Here is a 19,909-nt window from a genome sequence, read left to right as displayed (position 1 = left end):
ATACCAAATATATGAAATTTATGTAAAAAATAATAGACCCCTTGTTAGTGTCATGTCTATAATGATATTAACAACTAACTAATAACTATTAAAAATATATCATTGAATTAGCCAAAAATTAAAAGAGCTTTATATGCCTTATTTGCAAAAATTTGTATTTGACTCACCTATGTTATGTGTTTTCTATTTAGGAGGAAAAGTTGAAGGTTGTAATATAGAAATGCATGATGTTGTATTTGCAGTTGGGAAATCTGATATTGAAATTTCTCAAAAAATTAAAAGCAAATGGTGTGGTATAAAAACATCTCTACATGTTGATTCTTGGTTCATACTAGCTAGTCTTAACGGTTTTGATGTTAAAATTACGGAAATAAAACCTCAATCTAGTACCAATCATTTATATTTTGTTAACCTTGGTTCTTATAAGAAAAACTTATTTGGAGAAAATCATTTTATCACTTTTGTTGTTGCACAATCGAGAAGTCAAGCCATTGAACAAGCAAGAAGAAAAGTGTCTAAGGATACAAAAATGTTACATACTGACAATATCTATGATATAGATGAATGCATTAGAATTACTGAAGTTGATAATTACCATATTGCACTTGAATATACTGGCATAAAAAAGAAGTTAAGTATAATCAATGGTTATCAGCAGCTCAAATAAATAGTTATTGTTGTTTACTAACACTTAATTATATAAAGTGTAGTTTTGTTATTCTACCGCTTCTCCATTGCTATACTGTTGTTATAAGCGTGTTTTATAAACTCCTTGTCTAAACTTGGATAAAAATCAGCTAAACCAATTTCTGCCCATACTTTAGTATCATTTAATACAGCATTGGAATATCCTTGCAAAGCTTTTTCTCTAGGTATACCCAAATCAATATCAAGAAGCAAGGTTTTTAGTCTTTCAGCATGACTAACCGCCCCAATTTGCATACCTCCTCCAACACTCCAATGACTATTGCCAACCGCATCTCCTAGTAGGATAACATTATTACCAGCATACGCTCTTGTGGAAATCCGTTGTTGTAAAGTAAAAGGAGATATTGAAACACCCTCAATTGCACCTTCAATCTTAATATTTTGTACTATTTTAATTGGTAATTCCATTGACTCAGATATTAATCTTCGAAATTCTCTATGAATAAGACGTTGCTTTTCTTCATTGTAAATTCTAGAGTATATATCTAATCCGTATTTAGAGTTTGGAGTAATTTGTACGTCAGCAACCATCCATGTTTTTCCAGCACCTTTTCTTCCCATAAGACCAGTAAGTAAAGTCTCACCATATTCATTTCTCCAATGCTTTACCATAACACCCCCTCCGTCTATATAAATGCTACCAGCTATTTGTAATCTTGCAGGAGAACTTGGCATAGACTTTATTCCCAACATACTACGCGTTTTGCTATTTCAACCTTCTGCAATTATTATTATATTTGGAATTATATCTTGCTTGTTGTTTTGTACAATACAATAATAATTTTTATTATGACACCTTTTGAGGTTGATACTACCAATATGATGCTGTACCCTTGGTAAAGTTTTTAAATATTCTTTTAGCATCTTTTCAAATACTTTGGCTTCCATGTTTACAACGGATGGGTTATTTACCATTTCAGTACTATTCAGTGGAATTTTTACTGGATTTCCTAGTTTTGGACCGTTGTGCTTGGAGTATTTACGTATTCCGTTTGGTTTTAAGTGAATAGAGCCTCTATATAGTGGAGTTCCTACGTGCCTAAGAAACCTGTTAGATAACTCTGGGTCTATTGATGCTAATTCATCAATCAAAGATTGTCTAGCGGACCATTGAATATTCCTTGTATATCGTTCTCTAATGTCATACACATCCACTCTATATCCCGAATGTGCAAGGATTGCAGCCGCAATCATTCCAGTTATAGATTGACCGGAAACTACAGCATGCCCAATAACCTTATTTTGTGCCAATTCCTTAACCAAAAGTAAACGTATTTTTTGAAATAAGCTATTATTATATAACATAAAATTTATTAAATCATGTGTTTGGTTATGACTAAGTATACTTGCTGCAATTTGCTTAATTACATTTGGATTTGAGTTTGTGCGTAAAGACGGGTATTTTTCGTAGATTAATCTAATGTTGGATGTAATAAGTGCGATATTGTACTTTCTATTATTTATTGATCCACAGCTAGATAATATAGTAATTAATACGGTAATAACAATCCATTGTATTCTACTTTGGATTGATTTAGTGAATACATTATAAAATAACATCAGATGACTGCTATACTTTAACTAAAGGTATATTAGGTATAAATAAATGAGGTCTACAAATTGTATTTCTTATAGTTATAACTTTATTTTTCATTAATAATATTTAATTCAGCTTCAATTCGTCCTAACCATACAAAATGAGAAGCAGTTTGTTAAAAATTGTAATTTTTATTACATAATTGCTTTAATAATATGATTTAAACAATTTAATTTGATTCTCTCTACTTTTTTCCAACTCTAATACTTCTACAGTCTATTTTTCCTGTATTCCCTCTAGTATAAGACCTACATGATAGAAAATTACTGTTATTCTTAAAATATTCAGATCAGTCATTTCATCAATACTTTATTAATATGTTATATTATAATAATATATCCTAATAATAGGATCAACTAAATTTAATATATAAAAAGAAAAATTTGTTATGTGCAATTAGTAAGTAACATGGTTAAAAAAGGAGGTTTATAACTTATTACCAACAATGACCTTAATTTAAGAATTAAGGTCATATACTTTGTTTTGATAGGAAATGACTCCTTGCATAACTAGTTGTAAAGAGTTATTTTAAGGTCATTGGAATCTAAATAAGTGATATACTCGATGAAAATCAAGAATTGCGTTGTCGTCTTCAGGGTTCTTCGGTGCTCACGTACTAAATGTACGCTCCGCTCCTCGACCCTTTGACTCCTGCTACTATCATGATTTTGATTCTATCGTCTATCAACTCTTCATTTACGAGCAGTATAAAATGACTTTTAACTCAAGCAAACTTAAAAATGGTCTAACTATTCTTACCTATAATATGTCTAATGTAAATTCTGTAGCTATTAATGTCATTGTCAATGTAGGTAGCCGCTATGAACAATCTTCAGAAATAGGCATATCCCATTTTCTTGAACATATGGCATTTAAAGGCACAACAACTAGGTCTGCTAAACAAATTGCTGAAGAATTTGACTCTATAGGAGGACATTTTAATGCATATACCTCACATGAACAAACTGTTTATTATTCAAAAATATTGAATGAAAACTGCTATAAAGCTTTAGAAATACTGGCGGATATCATACAAAATTCAGTTTTTTCAAAGGAAGAAATAGCCAAAGAATATCAGGTGATTCTACAAGAAATTGCTCATGTTCAAGATAACCCTGATGAACTTATCCACGAAAAATTTTATAGTAGTGCTTATGAGAATCAAGCACTTGGCAGGTCAATTCTAGGAACTCACGACAGTTTAGCTAAATTTGACAGAGAACATTTTAGTAATTACGTTGACAAACATTATAATGCCGAAAATATTTACTTATCAGTAGCAGGAAATATTTCCCATGAGCAAGTTGTAGAATTTGCCAAAAAATTATTTTGTTCATTAAAAAATAAACAAAATAGTCATTTTGAGAAAGTTAGATATACAGGGGGACATAGCTTTATCACCAAAGACCTTGAGCAAACTACCCTAGTTCTAGGTTTCGAAAGTGTGCCGTATTTTAACATACAACAATTATATCATACGCAAGTTCTTTCACTAATATTTGGCAGTGGTATGTCATCAAGATTATTTCAACAAATCAGGGAAAAACTTGGACTGGTTTATTCAATTGGTAGCTATAATAACTCCTACTATGATAGTGGGATTTTTGGCATATATGCCTCCACTAATCACGATAAACTACCATTCCTTGCAGAACAATTAATTAATGAAATAAAAAAAATTTCTACAGACATCAAAGACTCAGAAATTGATAGGGCTAAAGTACAACTAAAAACTAGTATCTATATAGCTCAAGAAGAATCTTCTTATAAATCAGAAGAAATTGGTAAGAATTTTGCTGTTTTTGGCAAATATATACCTACTGAACAAACTATTGAATATATTATGAATATAACAAAACAAGATATAATAAATATTGCTAACAAAATATTTGTTACAAAACCTACTTTATCTATTATTGGTCCTAAACCACTTGCCATAGATTATCAAGAATTATGCCATAAGCTAGCTCTATGAAATCGGTGCTATTAACTAGAAGTTTAGAGGATAATGATGAAATCATTAGAGAATTGGAGAAAAATTGTAGTTTTAAATATATCTGTTCTCCTTTAGTGGAATATCAAGCTTTGCCATTAAATAGCACTATTTTGCATAATTATGTTAATATAATTGTCACCAGTAAAGTTGCTGCTAGAATCCTTGCTGGACATCAAGAGATAGAACAAAAGAATGTATGGATAGTCGGCAATTCATCAAAGTTAATTCTAGAACAAAAAAATTTTGTAGTACGATATGTTGCTACAAATATTCAAGACCTACTAGAAAACATCCCTCAAGAAATATATGAGCAAACCATATATTTATCGTCAAATGAAATTACTCAAGATTTGCCCCAAAAAATAAAAAGACACATTATTTATCAGGTAAAATACGCGACCCAGCTATACCAAATAGCAGAGATTGAAAAGGGCATCAATTTTATTTTACTATATTCACAGAACAGCACTAAGACTTTTATTGAATTATTAATAAAAAATAATTTGCTAAAACTACTAGATAATAGTTTAGTAATTACTATAAGTGAAAAAGTGGCAAATATTATTAGATATTTTGCCAAAAATGTGGTTTATTGTGATAATGGACAGCCGCAACAAATGTTAGAGTTATTAATTTATAATGCAAAAATCAGAAACTAATATAATAAAAGTTCGTAGTAATAATTCTATTATTCTCACAATTATTCTAATTGTGTTATTTGCCATATCAATAGGTTACATGACTTTTTTCAATAATAAAAAGGTCGATTCTGAATTACCCAATAATACAACTATTTTTAAAACAGAAAATATGTCAGAACATGATGTAATTCAAGAAGATAATAGTCCAAAACAAGAAGAAGTCTCATTAAACCACCAACCCGAATCATCTAAGCCCCCCCCTAATTATACCATTTATTTACTTAGCGTTAATCTTTTAGTGATGAATTTTTTACAAGATAAAGATTATACACAGCAAATTCGTCAAATTGAAACTGTAAAGTTACCTACAAAAATAAAAAATATTTTGCTAGACCTACATAATTATAATGAAAATTATTTACTTAATAATAGTTTAGGTTTAATCAAGATATTTCCAAAAGCAAATTGTTGGATCGAGAAATTTATTAAGATTGAAAGAAAATCTAGTTTTACCAAAGATAAAGAAAAACTAAAGTTGAGAATAATAGGCAATCTAGATTTTTTTATTAATTTCTTTTATTCAGAAGAATTACAACAAGAATTTGTAGAGTAAAATAATGATAAGATTATTAATAATTTGTATTACATTTTTGTTATTATATTTAGGCTTTTCTGTCTTAAATCAGCTTGACTCAACCTTAACCTTAAATTTATATGATTATTATATAGAAACCTCCTTTTTTACTTTCATTATTTTATATATATTATTTACACTTTTTAGTGCTATTTTTTTAAAAATAATATTTCTAATTATTGACCTACCTGCTAATTTAAAAGATATTTTCTTTTCCAAAAGAGCTACTACTGATAATTACCTACTGATGAAGGCTATGGCAGAATATATTGCTGGTGAAAAATCAAAGTCAGTAGCAACTAGTCAAAAAATAGCTCATCGTTTAACTAAAGAAAACAAGGTATTTCATACTTTACTTTTAGCAGAAGCAGAATTAGATACTTCAATAAGAATAAAATATTTTCAGGAATTAGAGCAATCTAAACATTATAGTGCCTTTGTTACCAAAAGACTTGCACAAATATTTTATCAAAATAATATGTATGAAACAGCTGAGAATTATGCTGTTAGATCATTTAACCTAAATGAATTTGATAGTGAAACTTTAGAAATTTTACTTGATTGTTATGCTAAACTTTCTCTGTGGACAAAATTTATCTTTGTGGTATCCAAACTTAACAGAGTTGACGCACAAAAACTAGAGTCTATAAAGAACAAAATAGCTGATTATTATGTTGACGCTGCCAAAAATATGCTAGAAGCTAATGAGACAAAAGATGCTATCCATTATTTAGAATCAGCTATTAAACTTATACCTTCACATATCTCCGCACTAAATCTCTATCTACCTCTAAATTCTTCTAGCTGGAATAATAAAAACATTGAAATATTAAAAGCTGCCTTCGCAAATAACCCTTCTTTTGAAATTGTAGAATTATATAAGCAATTTTCTTCTGTACCCCCTTTAAGAATTTATGAAGATCTAGTAATGTTAGTAAACCCTAAACAATATTTAGGGCTATTTTTAGCTATAGCCGCTTATTTAGGCTTACCGGAAAAGATTAAAAATCTTAAAAATGAACCTGAACTATTAGCTTTTCATGATATTTGAGCTTAATATATCTCCTGAGAAGGATCTTTTTCGGGAGGAATATTATGGAAAGCATCATTATCTTGACCTTGGTTCTGATAATCTAATACTGGTATATCATGAATTTTGAATGCTTCCATAATACTACTAGCAGAAGTAACTTTACCAGTTGTTGGATCTATTGGTAACAATTTAATTGATTCTGGTACTTTAAATGCCAGTGATGGAATATCAGAATAAGCCTTCTCCATAAAATCAATAAATATAGGCAAGGCAACACTTGACCCTGTTGCAGTTTTTCCGAGTGTTTTTGGCGTATCATAACCAACATATGTTCCGACAACTATTTTTGGAGTAAAACCAATAAACCAAGTATCCATACTATCGTTGGTAGTACCACTTTTGCCAGCTATAACCTTACCAAGTTTTTTTGCAGTGGTTGCCGTACCTCTTTCAACTGCTCCAGTGAGAAATGAGATAATCTGATAATCACTTGCTTCATCGGTAATCATCCGATAGTCGGATTGAGGTAGGATAGGGAGTGATACGTTATCAGTAAGCTGGGAGTCAGATACATTACAATTTTTACATTCCCTATTATCTCTACGATAAATTATTTTACCATTACGATCTTTAATTAGCTCTACGAAATGCGGCGTAACTTTTTTCCCTGAATTGGCAATTATTGCATAAGCATTGGTCATTCTTTCTAGTGTGGTTTCGAGCGAACCAAGTACCATAGAATAAAATCTCTTCGGCTCATTATTAATACCAAATCGCTTGATTATCTCAGCAACTTTGCTTAGTCCTATAGCTTGTGCTACCCTAACAGTAACAAGGTTTCGTGATTTCTCAAGCCCTATACGCATAGTAATTGGACCTAGAAAATTCCCTTTATAATTTTTTGGTCGCCAAACTGGCATGCCAGGACCTTGCGGAATCTCTACTGTATTATCTTCAAAAATTCTATTTGGCTGGATTGCGTTTTCTAAAGCAGCAAGATAAACAAAAGTTTTACTGAGTGACCCTGGTTGTCGCAGCGCCTGAGTAGCACGATCAAATTTACTAACTGTGAAATCATATCCACCAACGCTGGCAAGTACCTGACCTGTTATAGGATTCATCACCATAATAGCCCCATTAACAACAGGAATTTGCCTTAATCCGTAATTAGCATTTACTTTTTCGACTACTATAACGTCACCTTTCTGTAAAAGAGTTTTTACTGATTTAAGATCATTTTTTGTCCATTTCATTTCTGATAAAACTATTTTTGACTTACTAGAGTCGCAAAGACCAATTTCTGCTTGATTATCCGAAACATTTAACACAACAGCTAATTGATATTCTAAAATAGCTGGAGGTTTTGCTACTTTATTTAAATTATCTTGCCAGTTATTTAGATCAATATTAGTTATGACTCCTCTAAAACCATGCTTCCTATCATATGCTCTTATGCCTTGCCTAAGAGCATTTTCTGCAGCTTGCTGATAACCAGCATCAAGTGAAGTAATAACCGTTAACCCTCCAGTATAGAAATATTCTTTACTGCCAATTTTACTAATGACTTCTTCCCGTACTTGCTCAGCATAATAACCGGCTGTAACGGTTTCATTACGATCCCGCTTTTGCAAAGTAATAGGAGTATCTACTGCTTCTTTTGCTGTCTCTTGCGTTATATAACCATCTTCCAACATTCTCATAATAACATAATCTCTACGATCTTTCACCCTAGCATAATTTCTCTCCGGATTAAAATTTGATGGTGCTTTTGGTAGGCCAGCGATAAAAGCTGATTCGGCAACAGTTAAATCTTCAATAGACTTATTAAAATAATTCTGAGCAGCCATAGCAACTCCATAAGCTCCCCTACCAAAAAATGTTTGATTAAGATATAACTCCAAAATTTGATCTTTAGTAAAGGTTTTTGAGACCCTATAGGATAAAATTGCTTCTTTGATCTTACGTTCTATTGATACTTCAGAGGTTAATAAAAAATTCTTAACTACTTGTTGAGTAATAGTTGACCCTCCTTCTACTCTACGATGATGCAAAATATTAGAGATATTGAATATGGCTGCTCTGATTATACTTATAAAATCAACTCCTGGATGTTCAAAAAAATTCTTATCTTCTGCTGAAATAAACGCTTCTATAAGAGAGCGTGGTACACTACTAATAGGTACAAAAACTCTACGTTCCAAAGCATATTCCTCCATTAATTTTCCATTTTGGGCATAAACTCTTGTTACCGATGGTGGATGATAATCGGCAAGTTGAGAATAATCAGGTAGATCTTTAGAGTAATGATACAACAAATATATACAAGCACTAAGAGCTATTATGCCTGATATTATAAATAATTTAAAAAATATATAAAAAAATTTGAGCATTTTTGACAAAGTATTTCTCACATTTATTCATGACATCTTCTCGGCTTCTTTTCATGACTTTTAAACTGTCCTGAATTATATAACTCAATAAAAACTTGATTATTGGGTCACAGCACCATTTCTCCGCTCAAACTACTTGCCCCAGCCTTGATAATTCTTACATCAATAATCTGACCAAACAAATCTCTTGCAGGGTTTATTACATGCACCGACTGCATATAACATGTTTTTCCTATCAGTTGATTGTCCAATTTACCGTCACGATCAAACAATACTGGCATTATTTTACCAATACAACTTTCATTAAACAATAATTGTTGGCGAGATATTTCTTGCTGCAAAATTGCTAAACGTCTGGATTTGATATGCTCAGGCACTTGCTCTTTAACCGCAGCAGGTGTACCAGGTCTTGGACTATATTTAAAAGAATAACACTGACCATAACCAACCTTCTTTACTAGATCTAAAGTGTCAGCAAAGTCTTCATCCGTTTCTCCGGGGAATCCTACAATAAAGTCAGATGAAAATACTATATCTCTTCTCGCATTTCTTAAACGATTAATAATATCGAAATAATAATCTCTGTTATGTTTACGATTCATTGATTTTAAAATTTTGTTAGAACCTGACTGTACTGGCAAGTGTAAAAATGGCATTAATTTTGGTTCAGACCCATGTAACAGAATTAAATCTTCTGTCATATCAACAGGATGAGAAGTAACGTATCTAATACGCTCAAGATTTGGTATTTTTGCTACGTAGCTGATTAGATCTGCTAAACTACACTCTTTGCCTTCAATAGTTTTTCCATGATAAGCATTAACATTCTGACCTAGCAAGATTACTTCTTTTGCTCCGTTTGAAACGGATTTTATAATTTCCCTGTATATTTGTTCTAGATTTCTTGAGAATTCTGCACCCCGAGTATAAGGCACAACACAGAAAGTACAAAATTTGTCGCAACCTTCCTGAACTGAAATAGGACTACTTACTCCTTGTATATTGGACTGTTCAGGTAACTTATCAAATTTAGCTTCTTCAACAAAATCTAATTTAATTACATGTTTTTCATGTCTAGCAATCTTTGCTATCAACTCTGGTAAATCGTAGTAAGATTGTGGTCCTACTACTATATCTACGTAACTTGCTCTTCTAAAAATTTCATCACCTTCAGCTTGTGCAACACATCCAGCAACAGTAACGATTACATTACCTTCTCCCTTTGACTTTCTATCATCTTTAATTTGTTTGATGCGACCAAGCTCGGAATACATTCTTTCTGCAGCTTTCTCCCTAATATGACAAGTATTTAAAATAATCATATCAGCTTGGTGCATAGAATCAGTTGGCTGATAACCGAATGGCTCTAGCAAATCCTGCATCTTGATGGAGTCATACACATTCATTTGACATCCATAAGTTTTAATAAAAAGCTTTTTTTTCACGTTTTTTACTTAACAAAAATAAATTAGGTTGCATTATATATAATACTATAAAAAAGATGACATATTTTTTTGGAATGATTTTATTTGAGGTTATTGAGGTTTGGAAAGTTATGAAGCTTATAGCACATATGTTTGTGTAATACTCTAACTATGATAATACCAGCCTCTTGTTTTAGATAATACAATATATGTTTTTTTGTAGGGAAGCTCAATAAGGTAGGATATATATCATTTCGTAAAGTACCTATATTAGGATTAAGACTTAAAGCAATAGCTTTGTTATGTATCTCATCTAAATATTTTATAGTTTGCTGCCTTCCCCAATGTTTTAGTGTGTAATCTGTAATATCTTCAAGATCACGTTTCGCACTATTTGTAAAATTACACTGAACCATTAAGCTTTATTTTTAAGTTATCAAAAACAACCTTATGAGAGTGTATTTTATTTTTTGCTAAGTCATCTAATCCTTCAGAAATTGCAAGTTTTAATACTTGTTCTTTAAAAGATTCTAATTCATGAAACTCTTTATCAGAAACTATTACAGCTATAGGCTTGCCATTTCTACTAATGCTGATAGGTTCTGTTTGCACTTTGATAAGTAATTCACCAAACTCACGTTTTGCTTCAGTTGCATTTAATTCTTCCATGATAATAATTATTTTAATTAATATGATTAATTAAAACATAAATTATTAATATAATCAAGTTAATTACAATGTCTTTTTCTTTTGGAACATTACATTATGCCAATCACTAAAAGTTTGATTCTCAGTTCTTGTTCGCACAAAATTATAGAATATTTTTAAGGTATTATAACGATCCAGCTTCCATTGACAGCGATAATTTTGATCACTAGGCTTACAACTTGGTACTAACTTATAACCATTACTAACTGATTCTACATATGTTACCAAATCATCGAATGGTTGTAACTCGCCAGCTTCTTGTTGTTTTAACATCATAAGCTCAGCTGTAGCTGCCGTGGTACGACCATCTCCACCTAAGCAATGTAAATAAACCCATCGACTTGGATTTAATTTTAATTTTTGATCAAAAAGTGCTACCATTCTATCTAAATTATCACGATTGGGCTCTCGATGATCTAATGTGGTAATTCTATAATAATCAATATTCAAACCTGCCATTATATCAGCTTCAGTCTTAGTAGAAATAGGTATACAGATTACCGGATCCTTCTTTGTTGGCGTAGTCTTCAAATTATTTACATATATACTAAGTTGCTTGTAAGTTGGTAATATTGAACCAAAAAGATATTGCTCCCGTACTATAATTTCCTCTTGAGATTTATTAGCGTTGACGTCATCATATGGTAAACTGATAAAGGACACTGGGTTTAGGTCATTAAATCCATGATACTCATTCCTTAAATCAACATCAATAATATCTGTTTTAGATCCAATAGCATTTTTAAATTGGTTGACACTAAATTGTCCACTGGCAATTATATTATATTGTTCGATATATCTAATATTTTTAGGAAGTAATTCTTGTAGTTTATTATGATTATTAAATTGGAAATATGCTAAATTTCCATTATTTAAATATTCCGATGGTAACATGTAAATAATACAAGATGAACGACTACGGTATGATATAAGCAATAATAACCCCATTATAGCAAATGCAATAATAAATTGAGATTTTCTACTTATGTTTAGACTTATTATTTTCTTCATTTATATGATACTAATTTGCTAACAGTAACAGAGCAATCTAAACTAAACCCCTTGCCTAGCTAGTCTTTCTTCAATCTCATGACGGAAATGACGAATTAACCCTTGAATAGGCCAAGCAGCAGCGTCTCCAAGGGCACAAATAGTACGACCTTCGATCATTTTTGTAACGTCCAATAATTGATCTATTTCATCTATTTTTGCCTGACCGCGTACCAGTCGCATCATAACTCGCCACATCCAGCCTGTACCTTCTCGACAGGGGCTACACTGACCGCAAGACTCATGCATGTAGAATTTACTAAGCCTAGCAATAGCGTAAATAATATCCGTAGAATTATCCATAACAATAATTCCACCAGTCCCGAGTGCCGAACCAACTGCTCTTAAACTATCAAAATCCATTGCAACATCCTGACATAATGACTTTGGTAGCAACGGTACTGATGAACCACCTGGGATAATAGCTTTCAGATTACTCCATCCACCCCGTACACCCCCGGCATATCTCTCAATCAACTCCTTTAAAGGTACGCCCATGGCTTCTTCAACATTACATGGCTTATTTACATGGCCAGAAATACAGAAAATCTTTGTTCCGGTATTATTAGGCTTACCGATTCCAGCAAACCAATCAGCTCCACGCCGAAGTATAGTAGGCACAACGGCAATTGATTCAACATTATTAATAGTTGTTGGACAACCATATAAGCCGAAATTAGCCGGGAATGGTGGCTTTAATCTAGGGAAGCCCTTGTTGCCCTCTAAGCTCTCGAGCAGAGCTGTTTCCTCACCGCAAATATACGCCCCAGCCCCTCTATGCAAATGAATGTCAAGATGATACCCTGTACCACAAGCATTACTGCCTATAAAACCGGCATCATAAGCCTCATCTATAGCACGCTGTACATTGGAGGATTCGTTATAAAATTCACCACGAATATATATGTAACAAGTATGTGCGTTAATAGCAAAGCTGGCGAGCAAACAACCTTCAATTAATTTATGTGGCTCATACCTCAAAATATCACGATCCTTGCACGTACCAGGTTCTGATTCATCAGCATTAACCACTAGGTAACTAGGCTTTGGATGATCTTTAGGCATGAACGACCATTTGGTGCCAGTCGAAAATCCAGCACCACCCCGTCCTCGCAGACCTGATTTTTTTACTTCATCAATTATCCATTCTCTACCTTTAATAATAAAATCTTTTGTATTATCCCAATCTCCACGTTGCTTACTACTTATTATATCATATTTTTCCTGCCCACTAAGATTAGAAAAAATTTTATCGCTAATTTGTAACATAATTAACTCTTAGAATATCTACACATGATATTATAGCTGAAGGCAAACAATTGTGAAGAATAAATATTAGCAGGGTTTTGCTAGGGCAGTTTAAAAGTCCCAACTAATGATAGAAAAGTTTGTTTTTTTAAAAAGATAATTGCTGTTTATTTGGATCGCCACGCTACTTTGTGGCTCGCGATGACAACTATTTATTTCTATAATTTAGTATTTTATATCATTAGTTGGGACTTTTAAATTGCCCTGAGGGTTTTTTACAAAAATACAACAACGCCAACTCTGAAATGCGTTAAGTATATTTATTCTATATCAAAATGCTTGCAAGAATCATCAATTCAATAGAGACTCTTTTGCAATAGGGATTATATGTCTTCCAATTTTGTGGTTAATATACTGCTCGTAAATGAAGAGTTGATAGACGATAGAATCAAAATCAACAAGTGCTAGGAGTGTCCAAGCCGAGGAGCACAGCGTACATTAGTACGTGAGCACCGCAGGTCTTGGACAATGACAACGCAATTGTTGATTTTCATCGAGTATATAATGAAAGGTTTTTATGTCAGACGATAGAGCAACTATAGAATCCAGTAATTTAAATATATCTAATTTTGAGAGTGATAAGGAGTCTATTCATTCTGAATATAGTACGAATCAAGATGATAATATATCGGTAAGATCTGTTGATTCTGGGTACGAAAGTGATATCAGTTTAGCAGACAAAAAAGATGATATTATTAGAGTTAATACTAAAAACGAGATTGAAAATATAAATAAATTAATAGGAAGGGCATACACATATAAACTTAAATTTCTAAAACAACCAACTCCACAATTATCAAAAGAATTTATAGCTAATGGAGTACTCATTGGTACTAACGAATCATTTATGAGTGCAATGACTGGATTAGCAACAGAAAGTTTTTACTGTAATTTATCTGATAAAAAGACAGAAGAACTTCTTGATAATTTTAGTTTAAATATAGAACGTTCTAAAAGGCTTATGAACGACAATGACAAGGCAAAAGCAGATAGGCAATTTGCAAACTTAGAAGCTAGTTTAAAGGGATTTGTATTAAATGATATTAAAAGTAACAATGATGAGGATAAGATCGCTCTTGAAACTGTTAAAAAAGTAATATTAGAGTTAAAAGGTCAAGCAATTCCTAAATCAGATTATGCCAGTACAGTAATTAACAAAACTATGGAAAGTTTACAAGCAGATCCAAGACATTTTAGTACCGAGCAACTTAATATTTTTAATAAAACTATTAGCCAAGGAAATAAAACTGTTAAATTTGCTAAAGAATTCACAAAACTTAATAAGACAGAACGTACAGCTCTTTCTAATGCAGTTAATGAATCTGCTAATTCTTTTATAAAAGAATTAGCAGATAGTAGGAATAATGGGTTAAGTCCAGAGTTTGTTAATTATAGAGCAAATGAAGCCAAAAGGCTTTTATTGACTCTTAGTATAAAGATACAGGATACTGGTCCTATGGAAGAACAAAAGAGTAGACAAGAGGCTTTTTGTAAACAGCTGCTACCTTATGTCCATATGCCGAGTGAATTAGCAACTGAGTTATTTGAAGAGTGGAAACCAACAGAATTACATAGCTTAATTGGCAAGGAAGCTCAGAAATTTTTTAGTGTAGATAATGCTCAAAAAAATTCTTCGTTTCTAACCTTAGATGAGACAAAAATTACAGAAGAAAATATCAAACGATTTGCCGATTCTATTAATCCAATTATTAAAGATAAAGATGCAGAATTAGTCTCAAAACCAATCCTTAAAGAATCTATTAACAGAATTCAAAATAAAACAGATATAAAGATTACAGAGCAACAAAATAACAAAATCTCGGAACAATTATCTCCAACTTTAATAGAACTTGGTTCTGAGCAACTAAGAAATCATAAAGACGAGATAATATCTGACATAACAAATAAAATTGCAGCAGATAAATCTTGGTATTCTTCTGTGATTCAAAAATTACCTATTTCTACAAATAATTTACAGGATATTGCTACACACCTTATAGACAAATATAGCAATCAAACTGCACCAACCATGTCAACTTCAGTGTCCACACCACCACCTCCTCTTACTCAACATTCTAGCATAGAAACAAAACAAATATCCGAACCTAGTAGTTCTAATTTTGTGGTATCAACACCAACAGAAGCTAAGTTAGAAAATATAGAAGTACACAGATTAAATGAGTTAACTACGGACCAACTAGATAACAGAGTCTTGGTGGATAAGTTACAGAGCAATTCGATAGCTCAGATGGACAAATCTATATCTCAAGAGCTAGCTGAAGATACTGCTGGTCTGCCCAACCCAAAGGTAGAAGAAATGCCTACAAAAGCCTCCATAGTTCAGGAAACTCAAACAGATAAATTATCATCAATGAAGCCACAAAATAATCCAAGCATGTCTAGTATTATTAGTACTAATGTTAAAATAGAAATTCAACAAGTAAAAAAAACGTTAAGGCATGTAGAAACAATTAAAAGAGAACTAACAACATCTACTAAACCTACTAAACCTGCTCTTAAAGCAGTAAATAAAGGAAGGTTATGGTAAATTGGTCAATTTTGTCGTATAGAAGCTAGTATAGCACCCTTCCTGTCTATTTTTTTCGATACCAGCTTTCGCTGGGATGACATCGTAAAATCGTATTTAGATTTCACTACCTACGCGAGACATCAAGGCTTCACCATTACTATACCTAAAACCTTTTCGGGTTAGTTATAAATTACCCTACCATGTGTAATTTGTTTGACAACCGCAAAATAATTTGATAAATATAAATAATTAAGTTAGTATTAATACCAATTCCCAAATTAAGTTAGTTACTCGGAAATACGAATGCTCTCTAGGTTCACATAGTCTAGCTGAGCTGTCAAAATTTTGTGATGCTAATTTCAATAAATTTCTTGCAGAGTTCGCTTATGTGCAAGGATTTAAGGAAGCCACGAAATCTCGACTTGCAGCACACTCAAATTCCGTTACGGATTTGAGCCTAGGCACGACGAATAAATTACCAACAAAAGTAGAATTATGCAAGAAGTCTAATCATTTGAGTAGTAGTCTAACCTTAATCTTTAAGTAACTTGACTTTCGTAGGTTTCGTGATTCTCCCAGTTTTTAAAGCAATAGACCTATTTCAAAACTAGCTATGAAAGGAATTTTTACTAAAAAATTAATCAAAAAATCGTAAGTAGTACTAGTGTACATGAGAATTCCTTCGATTGATTCTAACAACAAAATGACCTAGAAAGAATAAAGTTTCTAGAAAAGTCTGATCTTAACTAATCTAAAAAAAATAGGTATGACCCAAAATACAGTTACTAACAATAAGGAATCACCTGATATTTATTATAATAATAGTACCAAGTATGATAATCCTAATAAAGATGGTATTGTTATCATCAATCTTAAACAATTAAAACGTAAGTCACCTGAAGAATTGCAAATACAGGCAGAAAATCTTAATATTGAAAATTCTAGTGCTTTGCTAAAACAAGAGCTAGTCTTTGCTATACTCAAGAAATCTGTTGAGCAGGGTGATTTGATTTCAGGAGAAGGCGTACTTGAAATTTTACCTGATGGGTTTGGCTTCCTTAGATCTCCAGAAGTAAATTACTTAGCCGGTCCTGATGATATTTATATTTCCCCAAGTCAGATTCGTCGTTTTGGACTACGTACAGGGGACACGGTAGAAGGGCAAATTAGAGCTCCAAAACCAGGAGAACGTTATTTTGCCTTGTTAAAAGTAAACAAAGTTAATTTTGAAGACCCTTCTAAGGCCTATCATAGAGTACATTTCGATAATTTAACGCCACTTTATCCTGAAGAAAAATTATCCCTAGAGCTAGAAGATAATAGTAAGGATTTTAGTACAAGAATAATTGAATTGGTTGCTCCTATGGGTAAAGGACAACGTGCGTTGATTGTTGCTCCACCAAGAACGGGAAAAACTGTTCTATTGCAAAATATAGCTCATGCTATTACCACCAATAACCCCGAAGTATTTTTAATTGTTTTGTTAATTGATGAACGCCCAGAAGAAGTTACTGATATGCAACGTTCAGTGCGTGGTGAAGTAGTTAGCTCAACTTTTGATGAACCCGCTATTAGACACGTTCAGCTTGCTGAAATGGTTATTGAGAAAGCTAAAAGGTTGGTCGAGCATAAAAGAGATGTAGTAATATTGGTTGACGCAATAACAAGACTTGCAAGAGCTTATAACACTGTTGTACCCTCGTCTGGTAAGGTTCTTACTGGGGGAGTTGATGCAAATGCCCTACAACGTCCAAAAAGATTCTTTGGAGCGGCAAGAAATATTGAGAGTGGTGGTTCATTGACTATAATAGGAACTGCTTTAATTGAAACCGGTTCTCGTATGGACGAGGTAATCTTTGAAGAATTTAAAGGTACTGGTAATTCTGAAATAGTCCTCGATCGCAAAATAGCTGATAAGCGCGTTTACCCTGCGATTGATATTACTAAATCTGGTACACGTAAAGAGGAGCTATTGGTTGATAAAGCCATTTTAACCAAAATGTGGATTCTTCGTAGAATCATTAACCCAATGGGAACTATCGATGCAGCAGAATTTTTAATTGATAAACTTAAAAACACTAAAACTAACACAGAATTTTTTGATTCAATGAATTCATAAAATGTTTTTCAGGAGGAAGTATGGCTAAAAGAACAAAAATTGCTTTAATTGGTGGAGGAAAGATTGGCGGAACACTTGCACATTTGATAGCCTTTAAAGAACTTGCTGATATAGTTATGTTTGATTTATCTGAAGGCCCTTCGCAGGGTAAGACTTTAGATATATCACAAGCTGGAACAATTACCGGATCAGATATAATTGCCAAAGGTACTAACGATTATAAAGACATAGAAGGTTCAGATGCTATAATTGTCACAGCTGGAGTACCACGCTCACCCGGAATGAGTCGGGATGATTTAATTAATGTTAATACTACTGTTATAAAAACTGTGGCTAGCAACATTAAGCAATATGCACCGAACGCTTTTGTCATTGTTATAACCAATCCACTTGACGCTATGGTTTACGTAATGTTAAAGGAAAGTGGACTAGCTAGCAATATGGTGGTTGGTATGGCTGGGGTACTTGACTCATCAAGATTTAACTTTTTCTTAGCCAATGAATTTAATGTTTCCGTAGAAAATGTTAGTAGTTTTGTACTTGGAGGTCATGGTGACTCAATGGTTCCTTTGGTTAGATATTCGACAATTAACGGCATACCAGTTTTAGATTTAGTAGAAATGGGGTGGTCAACGAAAGAACGTATTAATGCGATAATAGATCGCACAAAAAATGGTGGTGGAGAAATTGTTTCACTACTTAAAAATGGTTCTGCCTATTACGCTCCGGCAACTTCTGCTATTGAAATGTTAGAGAGTTATCTAAAAGATAAACGTAAAATATTAAGTTGTGCTGCTTATCTTCAAGGGGAATATGGAGTAAAAGATATGTATGTCGGAGTGCCAGTTATTATTGGTAAAAATGGTGTAGAAAAAATAGTGGAAATAAAATTAAATGATGAAGAACAATATCTATTTAATAAATCAGTAGATGGAGTTAGAAAGTTGATTGAGTCAGTAAAATTGTAAAAATTATTATGTAAGTTAGTAGTATGCTCAGTATAATTTCACCAGCTAAGACTCAGGATTTCATCTCGGAAATACCGGATTTACCATGTACAGAACCGCATTTCCTTACTAAAATGCAGTATCTATTACAGATATGTAAAAGCCTATCGCAAAATCAGATCAAGCAGGTAATGAATGTAAGCAGCAAACTGGCTGAGCTTAATTATCATAGATTTCAAGATTTCGATAACCAGCCTCAAAAGCAAGCGATATTTGCCTATGATGGGGATGTTTATGATAATATTGATAGACGAAGTTTCTCTAAAGATCAATGGGATTTCTTGCAAGGACACACGTTAATTATATCAGGTTTATATGGACCACTAAGAGTTTTAGATAAAATAAAACCCTATAGGCTAGAAATGTCAACAAAATTGCCAAATTTAGAAAAATTATCCAATTTTTGGCAAATTGATATTACCAATTATCTAAATCAAATATTAGCAACTCATCAAAATAAATATCTAATCAACCTAGCCTCTAATGAATATTCCTCTGCCATAAATCAAAATGATCTTAAATATCCAATAATTAATATATATTTTAAAGAAAAAAGAAATAATAAATTACAAATAATAGCTATAAACGCCAAGAAAGCTAGGGGCAGCATGCTTAACTTTATTGCAGAAAATCTTATAGACGTACCTGAAAAATTAAAACAGTTCTCTAAACAAAACTATTACTATAGTGAAACTGAGTCTTCCAACAAAGATTGGGTATTTGTTAAAAATGAATAAGTTGTAATATTACAACTACATTTAAAT

At 32.4% G+C, this 19,909-nt stretch carries 17 protein-coding genes; 9 read left to right on the top strand and 8 right to left on the bottom strand.

From position 1 onward, the window contains the following. Window positions 1-133: 133 nt before the first annotated feature. A complete protein-coding gene (locus AAGD45_RS03725) occupies window positions 134-667 on the top strand; it encodes a DUF1543 domain-containing protein (RefSeq protein ID WP_341762059.1) in 534 nt (177 codons plus the stop codon). Between the two features lie 53 nt (window positions 668-720). On the opposite strand, the gene AAGD45_RS03720 is transcribed toward AAGD45_RS03725, so the two are convergent. Both AAGD45_RS03720 and AAGD45_RS03715 read right to left on the bottom strand, forming a co-directional pair. After that, complete coding sequence (locus tag AAGD45_RS03720; protein ID WP_341762058.1) at window positions 721-1,401, bottom strand: hypothetical protein; 681 nt, start codon at window positions 1,399-1,401, stop codon at window positions 721-723. A gap of 18 nt (window positions 1,402-1,419) precedes the next feature. Continuing rightward, window positions 1,420-2,013: an FAD/NAD(P)-binding protein gene (locus AAGD45_RS03715; protein ID WP_341762057.1), complete on the bottom strand. Its 594-nt coding sequence runs from the start codon at window positions 2,011-2,013 to the stop codon at window positions 1,420-1,422. A 1,004-nt stretch (window positions 2,014-3,017) separates the two neighbouring features. Here AAGD45_RS03715 and AAGD45_RS03710 point away from each other — a divergent pair. From AAGD45_RS03710 to AAGD45_RS03695, 4 genes are read left to right on the top strand one after another with little or no spacing between them, the layout of a single operon-like run. Then, window positions 3,018-4,280, top strand: coding sequence for a pitrilysin family protein (locus AAGD45_RS03710; RefSeq protein ID WP_341762056.1), 1,263 nt, complete (start codon window positions 3,018-3,020; stop codon window positions 4,278-4,280). Next, a complete protein-coding gene (locus tag AAGD45_RS03705) occupies window positions 4,277-4,960 on the top strand; it encodes a uroporphyrinogen-III synthase (protein WP_341762055.1) in 684 nt (227 codons plus the stop codon). Before AAGD45_RS03710 ends, AAGD45_RS03705 begins: the two co-directional genes overlap by 4 nt. Beyond that, the gene (locus tag AAGD45_RS03700; protein ID WP_341762054.1) at window positions 4,941-5,555 is read left to right on the top strand and encodes a hypothetical protein; all 615 of its coding nucleotides are present in this window, start codon (window positions 4,941-4,943) and stop codon (window positions 5,553-5,555) included. Before AAGD45_RS03705 ends, AAGD45_RS03700 begins: the two co-directional genes overlap by 20 nt. Window positions 5,556-5,559: 4 nt before the next feature. Further along, a complete protein-coding gene (locus AAGD45_RS03695; protein WP_341762053.1) occupies window positions 5,560-6,627 on the top strand; it encodes a tetratricopeptide repeat protein in 1,068 nt (355 codons plus the stop codon). Window positions 6,628-6,629: 2 nt separating this feature from the next. Here AAGD45_RS03695 and AAGD45_RS03690 read toward each other — a convergent pair whose 3' ends face one another. The 6 genes from AAGD45_RS03690 to nuoF form a co-directional block, all read right to left on the bottom strand. Further along, window positions 6,630-8,999 carry a penicillin-binding protein 1A gene (locus AAGD45_RS03690; RefSeq protein ID WP_341762052.1) on the bottom strand — a complete coding sequence of 790 codons (2,370 nt, stop codon included), beginning with the start codon at window positions 8,997-8,999 and terminating at the stop codon, window positions 6,630-6,632. A gap of 107 nt (window positions 9,000-9,106) precedes the next feature. Next, on the bottom strand, window positions 9,107-10,444 hold the full coding sequence (gene miaB, locus AAGD45_RS03685; protein WP_341762051.1) for a tRNA (N6-isopentenyl adenosine(37)-C2)-methylthiotransferase MiaB: 1,338 nt from the start codon (window positions 10,442-10,444) through the stop codon (window positions 9,107-9,109). Window positions 10,445-10,524: 80 nt separating this feature from the next. Next, window positions 10,525-10,839, bottom strand: a complete 315-nt coding sequence (locus AAGD45_RS03680) for a type II toxin-antitoxin system RelE/ParE family toxin (protein WP_341762050.1) — start codon at window positions 10,837-10,839, stop codon at window positions 10,525-10,527. Further along, entirely contained in the window at window positions 10,826-11,092 is a 267-nt protein-coding gene (locus tag AAGD45_RS03675) for a type II toxin-antitoxin system Phd/YefM family antitoxin (RefSeq protein ID WP_341762049.1), read from the bottom strand. The genes AAGD45_RS03680 and AAGD45_RS03675 overlap by 14 nt, the downstream gene beginning before the upstream one ends. Before the next feature lie 63 nt (window positions 11,093-11,155). Further along, window positions 11,156-12,142, bottom strand: coding sequence for a hypothetical protein (locus AAGD45_RS03670; RefSeq protein WP_341762048.1), 987 nt, complete (start codon window positions 12,140-12,142; stop codon window positions 11,156-11,158). Between the two features lie 42 nt (window positions 12,143-12,184). Beyond that, window positions 12,185-13,450, bottom strand: a complete 1,266-nt coding sequence (gene nuoF / locus AAGD45_RS03665) for an NADH-quinone oxidoreductase subunit NuoF (RefSeq protein WP_341762047.1) — start codon at window positions 13,448-13,450, stop codon at window positions 12,185-12,187. A gap of 556 nt (window positions 13,451-14,006) precedes the next feature. On the opposite strand from nuoF, the gene AAGD45_RS03660 reads away from it, so the two are divergent. From AAGD45_RS03660 to AAGD45_RS03645, 4 genes are all read left to right on the top strand, one after another. Then, on the top strand, window positions 14,007-16,037 hold the full coding sequence (locus tag AAGD45_RS03660; protein ID WP_341762046.1) for a hypothetical protein: 2,031 nt from the start codon (window positions 14,007-14,009) through the stop codon (window positions 16,035-16,037). Window positions 16,038-16,785: 748 nt separating this feature from the next. Then, window positions 16,786-18,138, top strand: a complete 1,353-nt coding sequence (gene rho, locus AAGD45_RS03655; protein WP_341762045.1) for a transcription termination factor Rho — start codon at window positions 16,786-16,788, stop codon at window positions 18,136-18,138. A 20-nt stretch (window positions 18,139-18,158) separates the two neighbouring features. After that, window positions 18,159-19,106 carry a malate dehydrogenase gene (gene mdh / locus AAGD45_RS03650; protein WP_341762044.1) on the top strand — a complete coding sequence of 316 codons (948 nt, stop codon included), beginning with the start codon at window positions 18,159-18,161 and terminating at the stop codon, window positions 19,104-19,106. Between the two features lie 23 nt (window positions 19,107-19,129). Further along, window positions 19,130-19,882 carry a peroxide stress protein YaaA gene (locus tag AAGD45_RS03645; RefSeq protein ID WP_341762043.1) on the top strand — a complete coding sequence of 251 codons (753 nt, stop codon included), beginning with the start codon at window positions 19,130-19,132 and terminating at the stop codon, window positions 19,880-19,882. Window positions 19,883-19,909 lie beyond the last annotated feature (27 nt).

Origin of the sequence: Candidatus Tisiphia endosymbiont of Thecophora atra, from assembly GCF_964026395.1 — a bacterium.
GTDB lineage: Bacteria > Pseudomonadota > Alphaproteobacteria > Rickettsiales > Rickettsiaceae > Tisiphia.
This window is presented reverse-complemented; position numbering and strand designations above follow the sequence as displayed.

Coding starts and splice junctions, on each gene's coding strand:
- AAGD45_RS03725 (WP_341762059.1), top strand. CDS start 134: ATGCCTTATTTGCAAAAATTTGTATTTGACTCACCTATGTTATGTGTT.
- AAGD45_RS03720 (WP_341762058.1), bottom strand. CDS start 1,401: ATGTTGGGAATAAAGTCTATGCCAAGTTCTCCTGCAAGATTACAAATA.
- AAGD45_RS03715 (WP_341762057.1), bottom strand. CDS start 2,013: ATGTTATATAATAATAGCTTATTTCAAAAAATACGTTTACTTTTGGTT.
- AAGD45_RS03710 (WP_341762056.1), top strand. CDS start 3,018: ATGACTTTTAACTCAAGCAAACTTAAAAATGGTCTAACTATTCTTACC.
- AAGD45_RS03705 (WP_341762055.1), top strand. CDS start 4,277: ATGAAATCGGTGCTATTAACTAGAAGTTTAGAGGATAATGATGAAATC.
- AAGD45_RS03700 (WP_341762054.1), top strand. CDS start 4,941: ATGCAAAAATCAGAAACTAATATAATAAAAGTTCGTAGTAATAATTCT.
- AAGD45_RS03695 (WP_341762053.1), top strand. CDS start 5,560: ATGATAAGATTATTAATAATTTGTATTACATTTTTGTTATTATATTTA.
- AAGD45_RS03690 (WP_341762052.1), bottom strand. CDS start 8,999: ATGCTCAAATTTTTTTATATATTTTTTAAATTATTTATAATATCAGGC.
- AAGD45_RS03680 (WP_341762050.1), bottom strand. CDS start 10,839: ATGGTTCAGTGTAATTTTACAAATAGTGCGAAACGTGATCTTGAAGAT.
- AAGD45_RS03675 (WP_341762049.1), bottom strand. CDS start 11,092: ATGGAAGAATTAAATGCAACTGAAGCAAAACGTGAGTTTGGTGAATTA.
- AAGD45_RS03670 (WP_341762048.1), bottom strand. CDS start 12,142: ATGAAGAAAATAATAAGTCTAAACATAAGTAGAAAATCTCAATTTATT.
- nuoF (WP_341762047.1), bottom strand. CDS start 13,450: ATGTTACAAATTAGCGATAAAATTTTTTCTAATCTTAGTGGGCAGGAA.
- AAGD45_RS03660 (WP_341762046.1), top strand. CDS start 14,007: ATGTCAGACGATAGAGCAACTATAGAATCCAGTAATTTAAATATATCT.
- rho (WP_341762045.1), top strand. CDS start 16,786: ATGACCCAAAATACAGTTACTAACAATAAGGAATCACCTGATATTTAT.
- mdh (WP_341762044.1), top strand. CDS start 18,159: ATGGCTAAAAGAACAAAAATTGCTTTAATTGGTGGAGGAAAGATTGGC.
- AAGD45_RS03645 (WP_341762043.1), top strand. CDS start 19,130: ATGCTCAGTATAATTTCACCAGCTAAGACTCAGGATTTCATCTCGGAA.